18 protein-coding genes are annotated in these 17,006 nt (G+C 35.1%); all 18 read right to left on the minus strand.

The features are described from left to right. Positions 1-28: 28 nt before the first annotated feature. Positions 29-1,396 (minus strand): FapA family protein, encoded by a 1,368-nt coding sequence (locus GH715_RS03620; protein WP_153834271.1) that lies wholly within the window; start codon positions 1,394-1,396, stop codon positions 29-31. A gap of 21 nt (positions 1,397-1,417) precedes the next feature. Beyond that, entirely contained in the window at positions 1,418-2,182 is a 765-nt protein-coding gene (locus tag GH715_RS03625; RefSeq protein WP_153834272.1) for a FliA/WhiG family RNA polymerase sigma factor, read from the minus strand. A 34-nt stretch (positions 2,183-2,216) separates the two neighbouring features. Then, the gene (locus GH715_RS03630) at positions 2,217-2,708 is read right to left on the minus strand and encodes a chemotaxis protein CheD (RefSeq protein WP_153834273.1); all 492 of its coding nucleotides are present in this window, start codon (positions 2,706-2,708) and stop codon (positions 2,217-2,219) included. Continuing rightward, positions 2,705-3,331: a chemotaxis protein CheC gene (locus GH715_RS03635; protein ID WP_018932650.1), complete on the minus strand. Its 627-nt coding sequence runs from the start codon at positions 3,329-3,331 to the stop codon at positions 2,705-2,707. The genes GH715_RS03630 and GH715_RS03635 overlap by 4 nt, the downstream gene beginning before the upstream one ends. A gap of 4 nt (positions 3,332-3,335) precedes the next feature. Next, positions 3,336-3,806, minus strand: a complete 471-nt coding sequence (locus GH715_RS03640; protein WP_153834274.1) for a chemotaxis protein CheW — start codon at positions 3,804-3,806, stop codon at positions 3,336-3,338. A gap of 10 nt (positions 3,807-3,816) precedes the next feature. Next, positions 3,817-5,862, minus strand: coding sequence for a chemotaxis protein CheA (locus GH715_RS03645; RefSeq protein ID WP_153834275.1), 2,046 nt, complete (start codon positions 5,860-5,862; stop codon positions 3,817-3,819). A gap of 7 nt (positions 5,863-5,869) precedes the next feature. Further along, on the minus strand, positions 5,870-6,919 hold the full coding sequence (locus GH715_RS03650) for a protein-glutamate methylesterase/protein-glutamine glutaminase (protein ID WP_153834276.1): 1,050 nt from the start codon (positions 6,917-6,919) through the stop codon (positions 5,870-5,872). 6 nt (positions 6,920-6,925) lie between these two features. Next, positions 6,926-7,780 (minus strand): MinD/ParA family protein, encoded by an 855-nt coding sequence (locus GH715_RS03655; protein WP_153834277.1) that lies wholly within the window; start codon positions 7,778-7,780, stop codon positions 6,926-6,928. 1 nt (position 7,781) lies between these two features. Then, positions 7,782-8,891, minus strand: coding sequence for a flagellar biosynthesis GTPase FlhF (flhF, locus tag GH715_RS03660; RefSeq protein ID WP_153834278.1), 1,110 nt, complete (start codon positions 8,889-8,891; stop codon positions 7,782-7,784). Next, positions 8,888-10,921 (minus strand): flagellar biosynthesis protein FlhA, encoded by a 2,034-nt coding sequence (gene flhA, locus GH715_RS03665; RefSeq protein WP_153834279.1) that lies wholly within the window; start codon positions 10,919-10,921, stop codon positions 8,888-8,890. Before flhA ends, flhF begins: the two co-directional genes overlap by 4 nt. Before the next feature lie 38 nt (positions 10,922-10,959). Next, the gene (flhB, locus tag GH715_RS03670) at positions 10,960-12,039 is read right to left on the minus strand and encodes a flagellar biosynthesis protein FlhB (protein ID WP_153834280.1); all 1,080 of its coding nucleotides are present in this window, start codon (positions 12,037-12,039) and stop codon (positions 10,960-10,962) included. A gap of 3 nt (positions 12,040-12,042) precedes the next feature. Further along, a complete protein-coding gene (gene fliR, locus GH715_RS03675; RefSeq protein WP_153834281.1) occupies positions 12,043-12,813 on the minus strand; it encodes a flagellar biosynthetic protein FliR in 771 nt (256 codons plus the stop codon). Between the two features lie 3 nt (positions 12,814-12,816). Further along, a complete protein-coding gene (gene fliQ, locus GH715_RS03680; RefSeq protein ID WP_163578435.1) occupies positions 12,817-13,086 on the minus strand; it encodes a flagellar biosynthesis protein FliQ in 270 nt (89 codons plus the stop codon). A 25-nt stretch (positions 13,087-13,111) separates the two neighbouring features. Further along, positions 13,112-13,786, minus strand: coding sequence for a flagellar type III secretion system pore protein FliP (gene fliP / locus GH715_RS03685; protein ID WP_153834308.1), 675 nt, complete (start codon positions 13,784-13,786; stop codon positions 13,112-13,114). Beyond that, positions 13,770-14,330 carry a flagellar biosynthetic protein FliO gene (locus GH715_RS03690; protein WP_163578436.1) on the minus strand — a complete coding sequence of 187 codons (561 nt, stop codon included), beginning with the start codon at positions 14,328-14,330 and terminating at the stop codon, positions 13,770-13,772. Before GH715_RS03690 ends, fliP begins: the two co-directional genes overlap by 17 nt. A 106-nt stretch (positions 14,331-14,436) precedes the next feature. Further along, positions 14,437-14,799 (minus strand): response regulator, encoded by a 363-nt coding sequence (locus GH715_RS03695; RefSeq protein ID WP_018932662.1) that lies wholly within the window; start codon positions 14,797-14,799, stop codon positions 14,437-14,439. A 22-nt stretch (positions 14,800-14,821) separates the two neighbouring features. Further along, entirely contained in the window at positions 14,822-16,000 is a 1,179-nt protein-coding gene (gene fliY, locus GH715_RS03700) for a flagellar motor switch phosphatase FliY (RefSeq protein WP_153834284.1), read from the minus strand. Continuing rightward, a complete protein-coding gene (gene fliM / locus GH715_RS03705; RefSeq protein ID WP_153834285.1) occupies positions 15,990-16,991 on the minus strand; it encodes a flagellar motor switch protein FliM in 1,002 nt (333 codons plus the stop codon). Before fliM ends, fliY begins: the two co-directional genes overlap by 11 nt. Between the last annotated feature and the right edge of the window lie 15 nt (positions 16,992-17,006).

Genomic DNA, 17,006 nt, shown 5'->3' on the forward strand with positions numbered 1-17,006 from the left:
TTCATTTGTTTCCAGTATAACAGTTTAGCTATAAAGATTGAATCGTTATTTCTTTTTCTTCTAAGTAAGCTTGAAAATATTGATGCTCTTGATATAAAACCCGTTTATATTTACCAAACATTAATTCAACATTCTCATACGCTTTTCCTTTAACCATTAATTTCATATCAGCATAATTACCAATTTCAAATTCTAATTCATTTAATTCGTCCTCAATTAACTGTAACTTTTCATTAGTTTTACTAAGCATATTACGCTGTTTTAATAACATAATTCTTTCTTTTGTTGGTAGTTCCCCTACAGCATCTTTTTTCTGCTTCAATTGGTCACCTAAGATTCGTAATTTCTGTTGGTTCTCTTTTAATTCTTTTCGATTTTGTTTTAAACCGCTTACACGATCTAAGATTTTTTTACTGATTCCAAACGCTAATTCCGTTTTTGAATTTGCCAAATTCCCTAAATTCTTTACTTCCATGATTTTTCCAGCTGAACAACTACCTCCAATGATACTTCCGTTCGTACAGAAAAGATTATGTTGCGCAACACAGTTGGAATGCATGATCGACTTCTTCACCTTCAGATCTCTACCTGCCGTTACTTCAGCTTGATTAATATAACCTACTTCAATATCCGCATCAGCCGTTACAATGGCTTTCTCCATACCTGCAATACCTTCTCTTATTAAGACATTACCACCTGCATGAATATAGGATGCTTCTACAATTCCATATACCGTTACATCACCATTTGCTGTTACACTATAACCAGTGGGAACATTACCTTTAATCATTACGGAACCATTAAATTGTATATTACCTGTTTCAAGGGATAAGTCACCATTTACTTCATAAAGTGGAAACACACTTATGACTTGATCACCAACAGATAATTGCCCATCTGAAGTGGCAATAAATGTATAAGTCGATTCATCAAAAGAAACATTTTCTCCTGATCTACACTTATAAGGCTTACCTTTTCTTTGTTTAACCGGGTTATTAAAAATATCTATCCCTTCTTCACCATCAGTTGGTGGTATTAATTGTGCCAAAATGTCATTTGTCTCAACCATTGGGATTCTAGTAATATCTCTAAAATTCGTTTTTTCTTCTTCGGCTAAAGAATTGTCTGTTGATTGCTTTACGATTAATTTACCATCTGTACCGTTTTCCGGCTTTTTCCCTTCCGCGATGATAAATTCCTCATCCGCTATTAGTTTTTGTTTCCAGTCTATCTCAGCTAGATTCATAACTCCGAATTCGATGTTATAACTTTTGAGTAACTCTTGAATATCTTCCTCTGTTATGTCTTCGATTGCATCTGGATCTTTCACATACAGCGTTGCCACTAATCGATTTTTCGAGATATTAATATCTATTTTTTCTTTTATTTCATTCATGATCAAGCCCCGCCTATACTCTTATATTTTTTTATATAAATGACGAACTTTTACTATCGCTTGTTTATGAATTTGTGAGATCCTTGATGTTGTTAAGCCTAATACTTTACCGATTTCCGTAAATGTTAATTCTTTATCATAAAATAAACTTAATACCATTTGCTCATTTTCGTTTAATTGTTGGATACACTTCGATAATTCCTGATAGTTTTCCTTTCGTACCATATTATCTTCAGGTAACGGCTCTCGATCATCTGGAATAAGATAGCCAATTCCTTCTTTTGTATCTTCTGAGTTATTTTTACTTTTCTCCTCCATTGATAACAAGTTAGCAAAAAAACTATCCTTCAATGAATCCTCTACTTCTTCCACAGTCAAACCTAGATATTCAGCAACCTCTTCTGTCGTTACTTCTCGTTGAAGTGATTGTTCTAACGATTCCATGGCATGATCAATTTTTTTCACTTTATCTCTTGTCGTTCGAGGAAGCCAATCTTCTTTTCTTAATCCGTCTATGATGGCTCCCTTGATCCGAAAAGAAGCATAGGTATCAAATTTTAAATCACGACTATTATCAAATTTTAATATCGCATCAAACAATCCAAATAACCCTAAACTTTTGATATCATCTTTGTTAACACTTTTAGGCAGATTAACAGCGATTCGTTGGACATGGTAATGTACAAGATACATATAGTTTTCAATTAATTCATTCGTATTATCTTCACTTTTGTTGCTTAACCATTTATTCCACAAACTTTTTTCCATAGACGTATCTTTGACCATCGAATCACCTCATTTCAAAAGTAATGAATCCTAATTAAATTTGCATAATTCCACTATTTACTGTTCTTACTTCGAGCATGCCTGTTTCGATATCGAATTCGATTGTTCTCCCTTTATTGCCGCCTACATCCTGTGCTACCACCGGAATTTTATGTTCTCTTAATTTAGTAAGCACCGCTTCGACATTACGTTCACCAATTTTTAACATATTGTTATTTGACTGAAAAGAAAACATATGTGCTCCACCTGCTATTTTTGCTTTCAACTTAGATTTATTAACACCTTCCGTTAAGAGTTGCTCCAATAATAAATCAATCGATGTATCTGCATACTTCATTTCGTTTACTAATCTTTTTTTCGATGCAGTTGAATCTGGTAACATGACATGTGCAAGTCCTGCTATCTTCTGTTCATAGATGACAACTCCTACGCAAGATCCTAGTCCAGATGTTTTTAAGGTGTTTGGTATTTGTGTTACTTTTAAATCTGCTATACCAACTTTTACAACAGTAGTTATGATTGTCATTCCTCTTCGACCCCTAGTGCTTTGAAAATTTCATCAAAAGAGTCAGGGTCTGGTAATAAAAAGAAATGGCCTTTCACCGACTCGTTTGACTGTTCTTCTTCCTCAATCATCGTATCTATGATAATGGCATAATCACTTTCCTGCGAAATCTCAAGAAGCCCTTGCATCAAAATAGCGGCTGCCATATCAATCGTTAGATTAGGAACAGTTGGTTGCATATTAATAGATGTAAAATCAGATAAAGCAGATAAGTAAGATCCTGAAAGAATATTGCCAATTTCAGAAATAGCTGAAATAGCGAGATCATTTTCTTCGATATTATCTCCTGATGTACCTGTCAATTGTTCCACTAATGAACTTGATTCTTCTGGTGATAGTACAAAAAACATACTCCCAGGTGCTTCACCTTGTATTCTTAAAAATACACTTACTATGACTTGTTCTGGCCCACCTACATAATCCATTAATTCATTAAAATCAACAATCCTAATAGATGGAATAGACATCTCTATCTTTTTTCCTAATAAGCTTGAGAGTGCTGTAGCAGCGTTCCCAGCACCAATATTACCAACTTCCTTTAATACGTCTAAATGATGTTGCGATAAGTTTTCCATCTGGACCATTTATCTAACCTTCTTGTCCTAAAAATGCTGCCTGATAGGATTCTTGGGATAATACTTTTTCCAATTCTAAAAGCATAATCAACCTTTTGTCGACTTTTGCTACTCCACCTATATAATCTGAGTCAACTGTTCCAATAACCTGTGGAGCAGGCTCAATAGCATCTTCTGGAATATATAAAACGTCATAGGCAGCATCTACAATAAAACCAACATCATAGTTCTCCATATGAATAATAATGATTCTTGTACTTTCTGTATGCTCTGCCCTTTCCATTCCGAACCGCTCGCGCAAGTCGATAATTGGTGTAACTACACCACGAAGATTGATAACACCTTTTACGAAATTAGCTGTTTTTGGTACTCTCGTAATATGTTGCATCCGTTCGATAGCTCCGACTACTTCCACAGGAATCGCATATTCTTCTTTATCCAATTCGATAATAATCGATTGATGATTGCTAGTTGTTTCTTCCATGCTACCCCTCCTAGTTTATTAATGTGTTCGTATCCACAATTAACGCTACTTGTCCATCACCTAAAATAGTGGCACCTGATATTGCAAATACATCGCCTAAATAATCGCCTAATGACTTTAAAACAACTTCCTGCTGACCAATGAATGTATCCACAACTAGTCCTGCCATCTTGTCGCCTTTGCGAATAATAACAACAGAATATAGTTCATCGTCTTCTTCTTCAGTTGGTACTTCAAATACATTCTTTAAATCTATTAATGGTACTACTTTTCCTCGGAAATCTATTACTTCTTTGTTGTGAGCATTTAGAATTTCTGATTTGCTTATAATTGCTGTTTCAATAATAGATGATAACGGAATCGCGTACTTTTCTTTCTCTACTTCTACTAATAGAACAGATATAATTGATAGTGTTAATGGCAATTGGATAGAGAATAGCGAACCTTTGCCTTCTTCTGATTCGATCGTAATCGTTCCACCAAGTGACTCGATAGTATTTTTTACTACATCTAAACCTACTCCACGACCTGAAACATCACTAATCTTATCAGCAGTAGAGAAGCCGCTTGACATGATCAACTGATATACTTCTTTATCTGTTAACTGCTTAGCTTCCTCTTCTGTAATTACGTGATTAGAAATTGCTTTGTTTACCACTTTTTCTCTGTTTATTCCCGCTCCATCATCAGAAATTTCAATAAAGACGTGATTTCCGCTATGATACGCTTCTAATAATAAATGTCCTTCTTCATTTTTTCCTGCTTCCTGTCGTTTCTCAGGCGTTTCAATCCCGTGATCTAATGCATTTCGAATCAAGTGTACTAATGGATCACCAATTTCATCAATAACAGTTCGGTCTAATTCCGTTTCTGCACCAACAATTTCAAGGTTGATCTTTTTCCCTAAATCTTTTGAAAGCTGACGCACCATTCTTGGAAAACGATTAAAGACTTGTTCAATCGGAACCATACGCATATTTAATATAATATTTTGTAAATCTCCCGAAATTCTCGACATGCGCTCAACAGTCTCTTGTAATTCTGCATGTTTCAGATTTGCTGAAATCTGCTCTAAACGGCCTCTGTCGATTACTAATTCCTCAAACAAATTCATTAAACCATCAAGACGATCGATATTGACCCGAATCGTCTTACTTGCAACACCTTTGGCAGCCTTTTTCTTGCTATCATCTGCGGTTTTATTCTTAGATGATTCCTTAACTTCATTTGATTGTTTTTCAACATTTTCTTTCTCTTCATGATGTTCCTGTACGTTCGTAACTTGTTCGAACGTTGATACAATAACTTCCTCTATCTCAGACACTTTTAGAATTTTTTGCTTTACATCTTCAGCGCTATCCTTCGTTACTAGTAACACATGAAACTGCAGATCAAAATTTTCTTCTTCTAATTCTTGAACTGTTGGGTCAGCCTTAATTACTTCACCAATTTGTTCTAAGACTTCGAACACCATATATACGCGAGCAGCTTTTAATAGACAATTATCATTTAATTTCACCGTTACTTCTAAGTTCTCGAATCCATTTTCTTTTGATTGATCTAATATTGCTAATTCAAATTGATCTAGTCCGTCAAAGTGTGCTTGATCACTTGTCTTTGTATTTGTTGTATTGGTGTTTGTATTGGTAGTTGATTCATTTACCTTTTCAAAACCTTGATTACTTTCGATTGCTTGTAAGGTATTCACAAGTTCTTGTACATCTGAGGAACCATCGCCACCTTCAGCAATATCTAATACCATTCCCTCCAGTTGGTCGACCGCTTGAAATATCACATCAATGATCTCAGAAGTTATTTTCACTTGATCATTTCGTACTGCGTCTAGAACATTTTCCATCTTATGAGTTAAATCAGCTAGATCTTGAAAACCCATTGTCGCTGCCATACCTTTTAACGTGTGTGCAGACCGGAAGATTTCGCCTACTGTATCCATGTTTTCGGGTTCGTTTTCTAAAATTAATAGTTGGTCGTTTAAAGATTGAATATGTTCTTTACTTTCTTCAATAAATACTTCTAGATACTCGTTATTTTCCATCGGTATTTCACCTCTTCGTTTGGATTTTTTGCACTAATGCATCACTAATGTTGTCCAAGTCTTCTACATAATCTACTAAACTAGTTTTTTCTGCTGCTTGAGGCATACCATAAACTACACAGGTTTCTTTCGACTGAGATATTGCAATGGTTCTAGGGTGTTTTTGTTTGAGGTGTAACAGGCCATTTGATCCATCACTCCCCATACCTGTAAGTATGACTGCAAGAGGATGACACTCTTTTACATTGGCAATCGATTCAAACAGTACATCAACAGATGGCTGGTGTCCATTAACCGGCTGTTCTGTTTTAACTTCTGCATACAATCTGCTGTCGATTTCTTTTACTTTAAATTGCTTCCCCCCAGGTGCTAGGTAAACATTGCCATTCTCTATTAAATCTCCATCTTCTACTTCTTTAACCGTGACATTGGATAATTTATCAAGACGCTCAGCCAATGATTTGGTAAATCCCTTTGGCATATGTTGCACAATCACAACTGGTGATGGAAAACCAGCTGGCAACTTAGTGATGACTTGTTGCAATGCTCTTGGTCCCCCTGTAGAAGAACCTATCGCGACAATCGGACGGTTACTTGAAATAGGTTTATAGCTTTTCTTTTTAATAGAAGATGACGTATTGATGGATAACTTGTAATTGGCACGTGATGCATGCTCTACTTTTTGAACTATCTCTGATTCAACGTCTTTAATATTTAAAGATATCGATCCGGAAGGTTTTGCTATAAAGTCAACAGCTCCGTAAGACATTGCCTCTATCGTTTTATCTGCACCAGATTTCGTTAAACTGGAAAGCATAACAACAGGTGTTGGCATCTTTTTCATGATTTCTTTTAACGTTGATATACCATCCATAAGAGGCATTTCCACATCTAAAGTAATAACATCAGGCTTCAATTCCATCACTTTCTGTAACGCATCTTCACCATTTCTTGCCGTACCAATCACTTCCAAATAAGCAGACGAATGGACAATATTTGATATCATTTTTCGCATGAATGCTGAGTCATCAACGACTAATACACGTTTTCTGTTCATAGATTTCTACCTTTCTGTAATTAATCTTCTGAGTTTGTTTAGAAATCCTGAGTCATCTAATTTTGTTGATGGTTCCCCTAGGTACTGATTAGCAACATGTTCGATTGCCACTGATGCTTTTGATTTAGGGTTATGTATAAGAAAAGGTTGCTGTGCTAATACAGCATCTGTAACAGCTGAATCATCAGGGATTGTTCCAAGCGGGATAACATCATGATGTAAAAATCGTTTCACAGCACGATTCATCCGATTCATGATATCGACACCCTGCTTCTTATTTTTAGCTCGATTAATAATTAAATGAAACTTTATTGGTTGTTGCAATAACACATGCTTAATCATGGAATATGCATCCGTCATCGAAGTTGGTTCTGGAGTTGTTACAAGAATACATTCATCAACAGCTAAAATATAATGGATCGTTTCTCGTGTAACACCTGCACCCATATCAAAAATAATGTAGTCATATTCTCTCATTAGTAGTTCTAATTGCTCAAGGAAATGTTGCAACCTTTCCGCATCAAGATAGAAAATATGATCTTGTCCACTACCACCAGCAACATAAGACAGTGAGTTTGGACCTATTTCTATAATATCATATATCGACAAATTATTCTCGAATAGATTTATAATAGAATAGTTAGTACTTTTCCCTAATAATATGTCAATATTACCCATACCAACGTCAAGATCGAATAATAAAACTTTTTTTCCTTTACTGGCTAAGGATAAAGAAAAGTTTAATGCAATATTAGACTTTCCTACGCCTCCTTTACCACTAACTATAGCTATCGTTTTTGTATGATAATGACTGTGTACCCCTATTAATTTTTGTCTAAGCTTTGCTGCTTGATCAGCCATTTTAATCACCAACTATTAATTTTGCAATTTGGTCTATAGAACTTTCTTCAATATCATCTGGTACATCCTGACCATTTGTCATATAGGCAATTCCAATTTGATATTTTAAGCATAAATTTAATACAGGACCATAAGTAGTTGTTTCATCTTTCTTCGTTAAAATAAGTTGTTTGATTGGAATATTATCAAATTGTTGATATATATCTTCTAGATCTTTTGCCCTAGTAGTTAAGGAAAGGACTAGATACGTATTGACCTCGTGGTTTAAATCAACTATTTTACCTAATTCTTTTATATATTTTTCATCTCTAAAATTTCTGCCAGCTGTGTCAACGAAAACATAATCATACTCTCGAAACTTTTCTTTCGCTTTTTGATAATCATCCAAATTATATGCGATTTCTATTGGGACATCTAAGATTTTTGAATAAGTCTTTAGTTGCTCAATCGCAGCAATTCGATACGTATCTGTTGTTATAAATGCTACTTTTTTTTGGCGGTTTAATACGCAATGAGCAGCTAGTTTTGCGATCGTTGTCGTTTTTCCTACCCCAGTAGGTCCAACCAAATGAATAAACTGTTTATCAAAAATTTCTCCACCGAAAGTCCCTTTGTTTGCAATACGGTGCTTTACTTCAAAAGAAAGCTGATCCCATACTTTACTTTCCGCTATCTCCTCATGATCAAATCTTGCTTGAATAGATTCAATTAATTCATAAGCGATTCCCTCATCTACTTCTTGCTTGACTAAATGATCGTAAACCACTTGATAGGGTAGCTTAAATGTCATATCTTTTGTAGTATTCTTTTGCATCCATTGTTTCATTTCCCGCAATTCTTTTAAGACCTCTTCTTGGTTTGGGTTCTTGACTGTAGATTGAATATTTAATTTAGGTTCTGTTACCTGTTTACTCACGTTATTCTTTCTCTTTGGCAGTTTTGTTTGATCCATTGCCGCTAAGACTTCGATTTTTCTCTTCTTAAAAAGCCCCAAAAATCCGCCTTCGTGTATGACCTTAGAGTTTAAAATAACAGCATCTGACCCTAATTCTTTTCTGACGACTTGCATCACTTCTGGCATTGTTGCACCTTTGAATTTTTTTACTTTCATGCTACGTTCACCACCCCGATGCTTTGAATTTCTGCAGTTGGCTCAATCTCATTGTAAGACAGAACAATCACATGTGGATAAAAGCGGTCTAATAATTGTTTGAAATACATGCGAATGGTCGGTGAACATAAGATAACAGGGGTTTCTTCCTGTAAACTCATGTTCTCGACATTTTCCGAAACAGAATGAATCACTTGTTGTTGTGTATCAGGATCCATTGCTAAATAACTTCCATGCTCAGTTTGTTGTATGTGCTCAGCAATTAATTTTTCCACTTCACCTGAAACAGTGATCACTTTTAATTGTTGCTTACCTTGTACGATATCATTCGTAATTTGGACGGATAATGATTGTCTTACATATTCGGTCAGTAGATCTGTATCAGTTGTCATTTTGGCAAAATCGGCTAATGTTTCAAATATAACTGGCAAATTCTTAATAGACACATTTTCACGCAACAACTTAGCTAATACTTTTTGGACATCTCCAACCGCCAATGGCTCTGGTGTTACTTCTTCTACTAAAATTGGATTAGACTCCTTCAAATGATCAATCAGTTGTTGTGTTTCTTGACGACCAATTAATTGGTGTGCAAAACGTTTGATTAACTCTGTTATATGGGTCGATACAACAGATGGAGGATCTACAACGGTATAACCAGACATTTCTGCATCATCTCGAACATCTTCCGTAATCCATTTAGCCGGTAACCCAAATGCCGGTTCCACTGTATCAATACCTTCTAATTCATCATCTTCAATACCTGGACTCATCGCTAAATAATGATCAAGTAGTAGCTCTCCTCTAGCAATTTCATTACCTTTTATTTTAAGCCGATATTCATTAGGGTTTAACTGAATATTGTCTCGAATTCTTACCACTGGAATAACTAAACCTAATTCAATTGCCAATTGACGTCTAATCATAACAACTCGGTCTAATAAATCTCCACCTTGATTAGAATCAGCTAACGGAATTAAGCCATAACCAAATTCGAATTCAATTGGATCCATATTAATCAGACCAACTACATTTTCTGGTGATTGCATTTCTTCCGATTCTGCTTCATCTACCTGCTCATCACTTGGAGCTTCATCTAGCTGCGTGCTTCTCGATAACAGATATGCACTAACAATTAATACAGCAGCGATCATCGTTGTCAGAAGAAAATTGATCGGTGTTAAACCTAAGAAGAAAATCGTACCACCCGCGATATAAAGTAGTGTAGGATATCTCAATAATTGTTTACTGACATCCGCACTCAAGTTACCATCTGAGGCAACTCTAGTAACCACGATCCCGGTAGCTGTTGATATTAGTAAGGCTGGGATTTGACTAACTAATCCATCCCCAACGGTTAACCGCATATATATATCAATTGCTTCATTAAAACTCAATCCAAGCTGTGCCATTCCAATAATTAATCCAAAGATAATATTGATGAGTACAATAATGATACCAGCAATCGCATCACCTTTTACGAATTTACTGGCACCATCCATTGCGCCATAAAAATCAGCTTCATGCTCAATTTTTTCTCGTCGTTCTTTTGCTTGTTGTTCATTAATCATTCCTGCATTTAAATCGGCATCGATACTCATTTGCTTACCTGGCATTGCATCTAATGTAAACCGAGCAGCAACTTCTGATACACGCTCACTACCCTTGGTAATAACTAAAAATTGAATAATCACTAAAATAACGAACACAACAAAACCTACCAATGGATTATCTCCGATAACGAAAGTACCAAATGTCTCTACTACGCCACCTGCATCTGCCTCTGATAGAATAGATCTAGTAGTTGATACATTCAAACCTAACCGGAATAATGTCAATAGCAATAGTAAAGAAGGAAAAACAGAGAATTGCAAAGCCTCTGTTGTATTCATGGAGACTAAAATCACGATTAATGCTAGAGATATATTGGTTAAAATTAATATACTTAATAACCACCCTGGAAGAGGAATAACTAACATAATAATAATAGATATAACACCAAATAAAACGGAAAAATCTCTAGCTTTCATCTTCTTACAACTCCTTTACGTAAAACACACAAACATTCTTAAATCTTTTTTTGAATTCGATAGACATAAGCCAAAATTTCTGCAACAGCTTGGAAAAAATCTTCACCTATCATTTCATCAATCTCGACTTGATCATATAATGCTCTTGCTAAAGGTCGATTTTCTACCATTACCACGTCATGATTTCGAGCAATATCCTTAATTCTCATCGCAACAAAATCGACACCTTTGGCAACAACATATGGCGCATCTGCCTTTCGTTCATCATATTTAATTGCTATAGCATAATGAGTTGGATTCGTAATAACAACATCCGCATTAGGTACTTCACTCATCATCCTCTGCATCGCCATCTGTCTTTGCTTCTCTTTAATTTTTGATTTGATTAATGGGTCCCCTTCAATATTTTTATGTTCGTCTTTCACATCATTTTTTGACATTTTGTTTTGCTTTTCAAAATCATATTTTTGATAAGCATAATCAATCACCGAAATAATCAGTAGACCGATCGCCGCTGCAACTCCCATTTGAATTGTCATCTGTCCAAAGAAAGCTAATGCACCATGAATGTCTTTATCAACTAGCATCATCATTTCATCTCGATTGATCCATATAATTGAGAATGTAATTACACCTACAACGGCGATTTTTAATAACGATTTTACTAATTCTACCAGTGCTCTGGCGGAAAATATCCTCTTCGCACCTTGAATCGGATCAATTTTATTTAACTTCATTTTTAGCGGTTCAGTTGTAAACAAAAAGCCTATTTGCATAAAGTTTGAGGCTAGCCCAGCAACAATTGCAATAAGCATAATGGGCGCGATAGCTATACTTATTTGGGACAAAACATCTAAAAACATACGGGATAGTTCTTCTTCAGTTAGATCATGATGAATATATTCCGTAAATGATTTGCTAAACATGGCTGACATCGTACTTTTCAGGTTATCGCCTGTCACTAACAAAATAATAAACACAAAAAATAGTAAAATGGCTGTATTTACATCTTGACTTTTGGCAACTTGGCCCTTTTTACGAGCATCTTGTCTTTTCTTCGGAGTGGCTTTTTCTGTTTTTTCGCCTGCGAAATATTGAAGATCAAGCCTTAATTTCATCTATTAAGCACCTCCGAACATTTGAATAAGACTTTGCATCGTTTCTAATGTATATTGAAAAAGTTGTTGCACAATCATCATATAAAAAGTTACAAACATAAATAATACAGCAAAGGAAACAAAAATTTTCAGTGGAAGTCCTACGACAAAAACATTTAGTTGTGGCACAGTTCTGGCAATAATACCCAATGCTACATCCACTAAAAACAAACAACCTACTATTGGAAGAGCTAATTGAAATGCCATTAAAAACATTTGGCTGAACGTTTGCAGAATCAAATCTAGACTATTAAATTGAAATAACTGATCTAACGGCAACTCTTCAAAACTATACATCAGCCCATTAAGCAGCAGGTGATGACCGTCAACTGATAACAAAAAAAGAATAGCGATCGTATAAAAGTATTGTCCTATTAATGGACTTTGAGCTCCAGTTTGCGGGTCAACAACATTTGCAATCGCAAAACCCATTTGAAAATCGATAAAGCCACCTGCAATCTGAATAGCGGATAAAATCAAATAGGCAATTAAACCTAATAATAAACCAATAACCGCCTCTTTCATAATGAGTAAAATATACATGCCATCAAATGCAAGCTCAGGAACATCCAGTGTATAAAACATAATCCATGCTATAAAAACACCAATACCAATTTTTAATTGTGTTGGTATATTTCGATAAGAGAAGATCGGTACTGTTGCAAAAAATGATATGACTCTGACCAAGATTAAAATAAATGCCGGAAAGCGATTGATATCTATTAACTCAAACATAATCTATCCCACAAACTGATTCATATTTTCGAATAAATTTGTTGCAAATTCTACCATTGTTGCCAACATCCAAGGACCAAATATAACAATACCTAATAAAACAGCAACAATCTTCGGTATGAATGCAAGTGTTTGTTCTTGAATTTGGGTAGTAGCTTGAAAAATACTTACTAATAAACCTACTACTAGCGCCAATATAAGGATTGGCCCTGCCACCATTAATATGGTGAATATCCCCTGCTCGGCTAATGAAACGACAAATTCTCCACTCACTATCAGTATCTCCTCTCAAACTATGTCAAAGTGGTAAGAAACCATCTAATAATGAATGTGTAATTAAATACCACCCATCTACTAGAACAAACAATAATATTTTAAATGGTAATGAAATCATTACTGGCGGTAACATCATCATCCCCATAGACATTAAGACACTTGCAACTGCCATATCAATGACAAGGAATGGAACAAATATCATAAAGCCCATCTGAAAAGCAGTTTTTAATTCACTAATCGCATAAGCTGGAACTAATGTTGTCAATGGGATATCTTGAACCGTTTCCGGTCTGTCTATTTCTGCATAATTCATGAATAACGCTAAATCTTTTTCCCTTGTATGTTTCGACATAAACTCTTTAATGGGGACACTAGCATTATCATAAGCTTCTTCTAACGTTATCTCTTCATCAAATAATGGCTGTAACGCTTCCTCGTTTACCTCTTGAAATGTAGGTGCCATTATAAAAAATGTCATAAATAAAGCGAGGCCGATCAATACTTGGTTTGGCGGCATTTGCTGTGTCGCTAGAGACGTCCGCACAAATGATAAAACAATCAATATTCTAGTAAAGCTAGTCATCAATATTAATATACTAGGAGCCAATGAAAGAACAGTTAATAATAAAAGTAAACGGACAGATGTAGATATACTCTCAGGATCTGTACCAGAGAAAACATCAATGAGGTGTATCATCATTTTTTCGACTACTTTCCTTCAGTTTTTGATATACTTTCTTTCTTCCTTCTTTCATTGTATTAAGCTCCTTATTAAATAGCGAAGAGAAGTTTTGATTGCTATTTTTCGTTGACTCTACTGGTTGTTTTGTCAATTTCGCCTTGAGTTTATCTAAAGAATCATTTGTTTCTTCTTGTTTTAATAACTGTTCGATTGTATTAGGGTCCGTAATTTCCATTAGCAATTCAATATTATCTGCAACACCAATGACATAAAAACGCTCCCCTATTTTTATCGTTTGAATCGATTTATTCGATCCAACGGTTATACCACCATAATTCTCAATTACTTGGTGCTTTTTGAGAAAACCGTTTTTTTTACGCAAAAACTTTGAGATCAGCACAATCAAACCAATTACTACAACTAAGGCGAGAATGAGTTTAAAGAAACTGCCTATAAAACTAGGGGACTCAACAGCCAGCTGATCATCGGTTTCTGTGACTCCTTCACTTTCATCCACTTCGTTCTCTTCTTCTAGTTGTATTTCTTCTTGATTATCCAATATTTCATTTACCATTCTTGCTTCTAGATTTATTGGTGAAATCCATACTAGAAGGGAAATAAAAAATATGCTAATACATGATTTCAGGTTAATGCTAATCACCTCATTAACCTAAAACTTTTGAAATGGCTTCGATTACCCTGTCAGCTTGGAATGGTTTTACAATAAAGTCTTTAGCTCCTGCTTGAATTGCATCAATTACCATTGCTTGTTGCCCCATAGCAGAACACATAATAACTTTTGCATCTCCATTGATACTTTGAATTTCTTTTAAAGCAGCAATTCCATCCATCTCTGGCATTGTAATGTCCATTGTTACTAAGTCAGGTTGTAATTCTTTATATTTTTCAACAGCTTCCTGTCCATCTTGCGCTTCTCCTACTACGTCATACCCATTCTTTGTTAAAATATCCTTGATCATCATTCTCATAAAAGCAGCGTCATCTACGATTAATACTGTTTTAGCCATGTTTATCCATCCTTTCAAATATCTATTTTAGTTGCTTTAATCTATCTTCTTTACTTACGATATCTGTTACCCGTACACCAAAGTTTTCATCGATAACGACTACCTCACCTTTGGCTATCAGTTTTTGGTTGACTAATATATCAACCGGCTCACCTGCGAGTTTATCTAATTCTACAATAGAACCTGAGGATAGTTCTAAAATCTCTTTTACCGTTCGCTTTGTTCTCCCTAACTCGACCGTTACCTGTAATGGAATATCCATTAATAAGTCTAGATTTCGTTTTTCGCTTTGTTGTAAAGGTACATCTTCAAAGCTTGAGAATGCTGCTGCTTGAACCCCTTGACTTGTTCCTGCTGATTGAGTTCCTAATTGTTTTGGTTGGTGCTGCTGAGTATTACTCTGTGCTTGTTGTTGAACCGGTTGTGTATTAGGCACAGATTCAGTAGCCTCATGATGTTGATTGATTTCAGTATTATCAGTCGTTTGATTATTTGATGCACTTGTTTCCTCTGATGAATTCAGTAATTGATCTACTAAATCTTTAGCAAACGTAACGGGTAACAACTGCATTATTTTGGAATCTATTAATGTTCCAATTTTTAATTGAAACGAAACCTTGATTAAGACATCATCATCTGGTGTTAAGAATTGTGTTTCTTCTTCTGTTACATCCATAATAGATGTTGTTGGCGGAGAAATATCTACCTTTTTATTAAAAACAGTAGACATACTTGTCGCTGCAGTTCCCATCATTTGATTCATTGCTTCTTGAACAGCACTTAAATGGATATCATTTAACTCCTGTGATTCGGGATTCCCATCTCCACCAAGCATGAGATCAGCAATAATAGCAGCATCTTTTGATTCGAGTATAAATAAATTTGCTCCACTAAAGCCTTCTGTATATTTCACTTCTATTCCAACATATGGTACAGGAAATTCTTCCTCTAATTCACCCTTATGAAGAACACTAATAATTGGTGTTGTAATCTCTACTTTTTGATTTAATAAAGTTGAGAGTGTGGTTGCCGAGCTTCCAAAGGATATATTTCCAATTTCTCCTAAAGCATCTTCTTCAATAGATGATAGGCATTCATCTGTGGAAGGAGCCTCATTTGAATTCACATCTTCATTGGTATCATCAGAACCATTTAACAGCGCATCTATTTCGTCTTGGGATAACATTCCATCATTCATCATCGTGATCCCCTCCCTTAATTTCGTCTATTACTTGTACTGCAATCTTCTGTTTTTTCTTTCCTGGTTGTACAAGAAATTTAGGCTCTTGATCAACTTGTAATGTTAAAGCTTGATCAATACTCTTATCCAGTACAATGGTGTCATCGATTCCTAAAAATAAAAATTCTTCTAATGTAATCGATGTTTCACCTAATATTGCTGTCATGTCCAAACTTGTCTGTTTGATATTATAAGAAATAGATTCATATTCTTCTGGTTTTCTCTCTTTAGAATTTTCATTTTGCATCCAATAATGAACAGATAATTTAGGTATAATCGGTTCAAGTACTACATGAGGGATACAAATGTTAATCATACCACTACTATCACCAATCGTAGTATCCAGAGATACAACGACAACCGTTTCATTAGGCGAAACGAGTTGTAAAAATTGTGGATTTACTTCAAAGTCCTCCAACATTGGATCGATATTAACTACTGAGCTCCAGGCTTCTTGAAGATTGTCTAAAGCTTTTTCAAACAGTTGTGACATCAGAGTTGTTTCAATCTCGGTTAAGTTATCAATCTTATTAAAACTGCTTCCTTTACCACCTAGCATACGATCCATCATGGCATAAGCTATATTTGGATTGAATTCAAAAATAATTCTTCCATCCAATGGTTCAACACTGTAGACATTTAAAATTGTTTTGCTTGGAATCGAGCGAATGAACTCTTCATAAGGAATTTGATCTACAGAAGCAACAGCAATATGTACATAGGTTCTTAACTGTGCTGAAAAATACGTTGATAACAATCTAGCAAAGTTATCATGAATTCGGGAAATACTTCTAATTTGATCCTTAGAAAATCTTAATGCTCTTTTAAAATCATATACTTTTACCTTTTTATCTTTTTCTTCTTCTTTTAACTGATTGGCATCCATTTCACCAGATGATAAAGCTGATAATAAGGCGTCAATCTCATTTTGCGAAAGAACTTCATCTGCCATTTTTCCACCTCCATT

The sequence above is a fragment of the Gracilibacillus thailandensis genome (genome assembly GCF_010994055.1).
Taxonomy (GTDB): Bacteria; Bacillota; Bacilli; order Bacillales; family Amphibacillaceae; genus Gracilibacillus; species Gracilibacillus lacisalsi.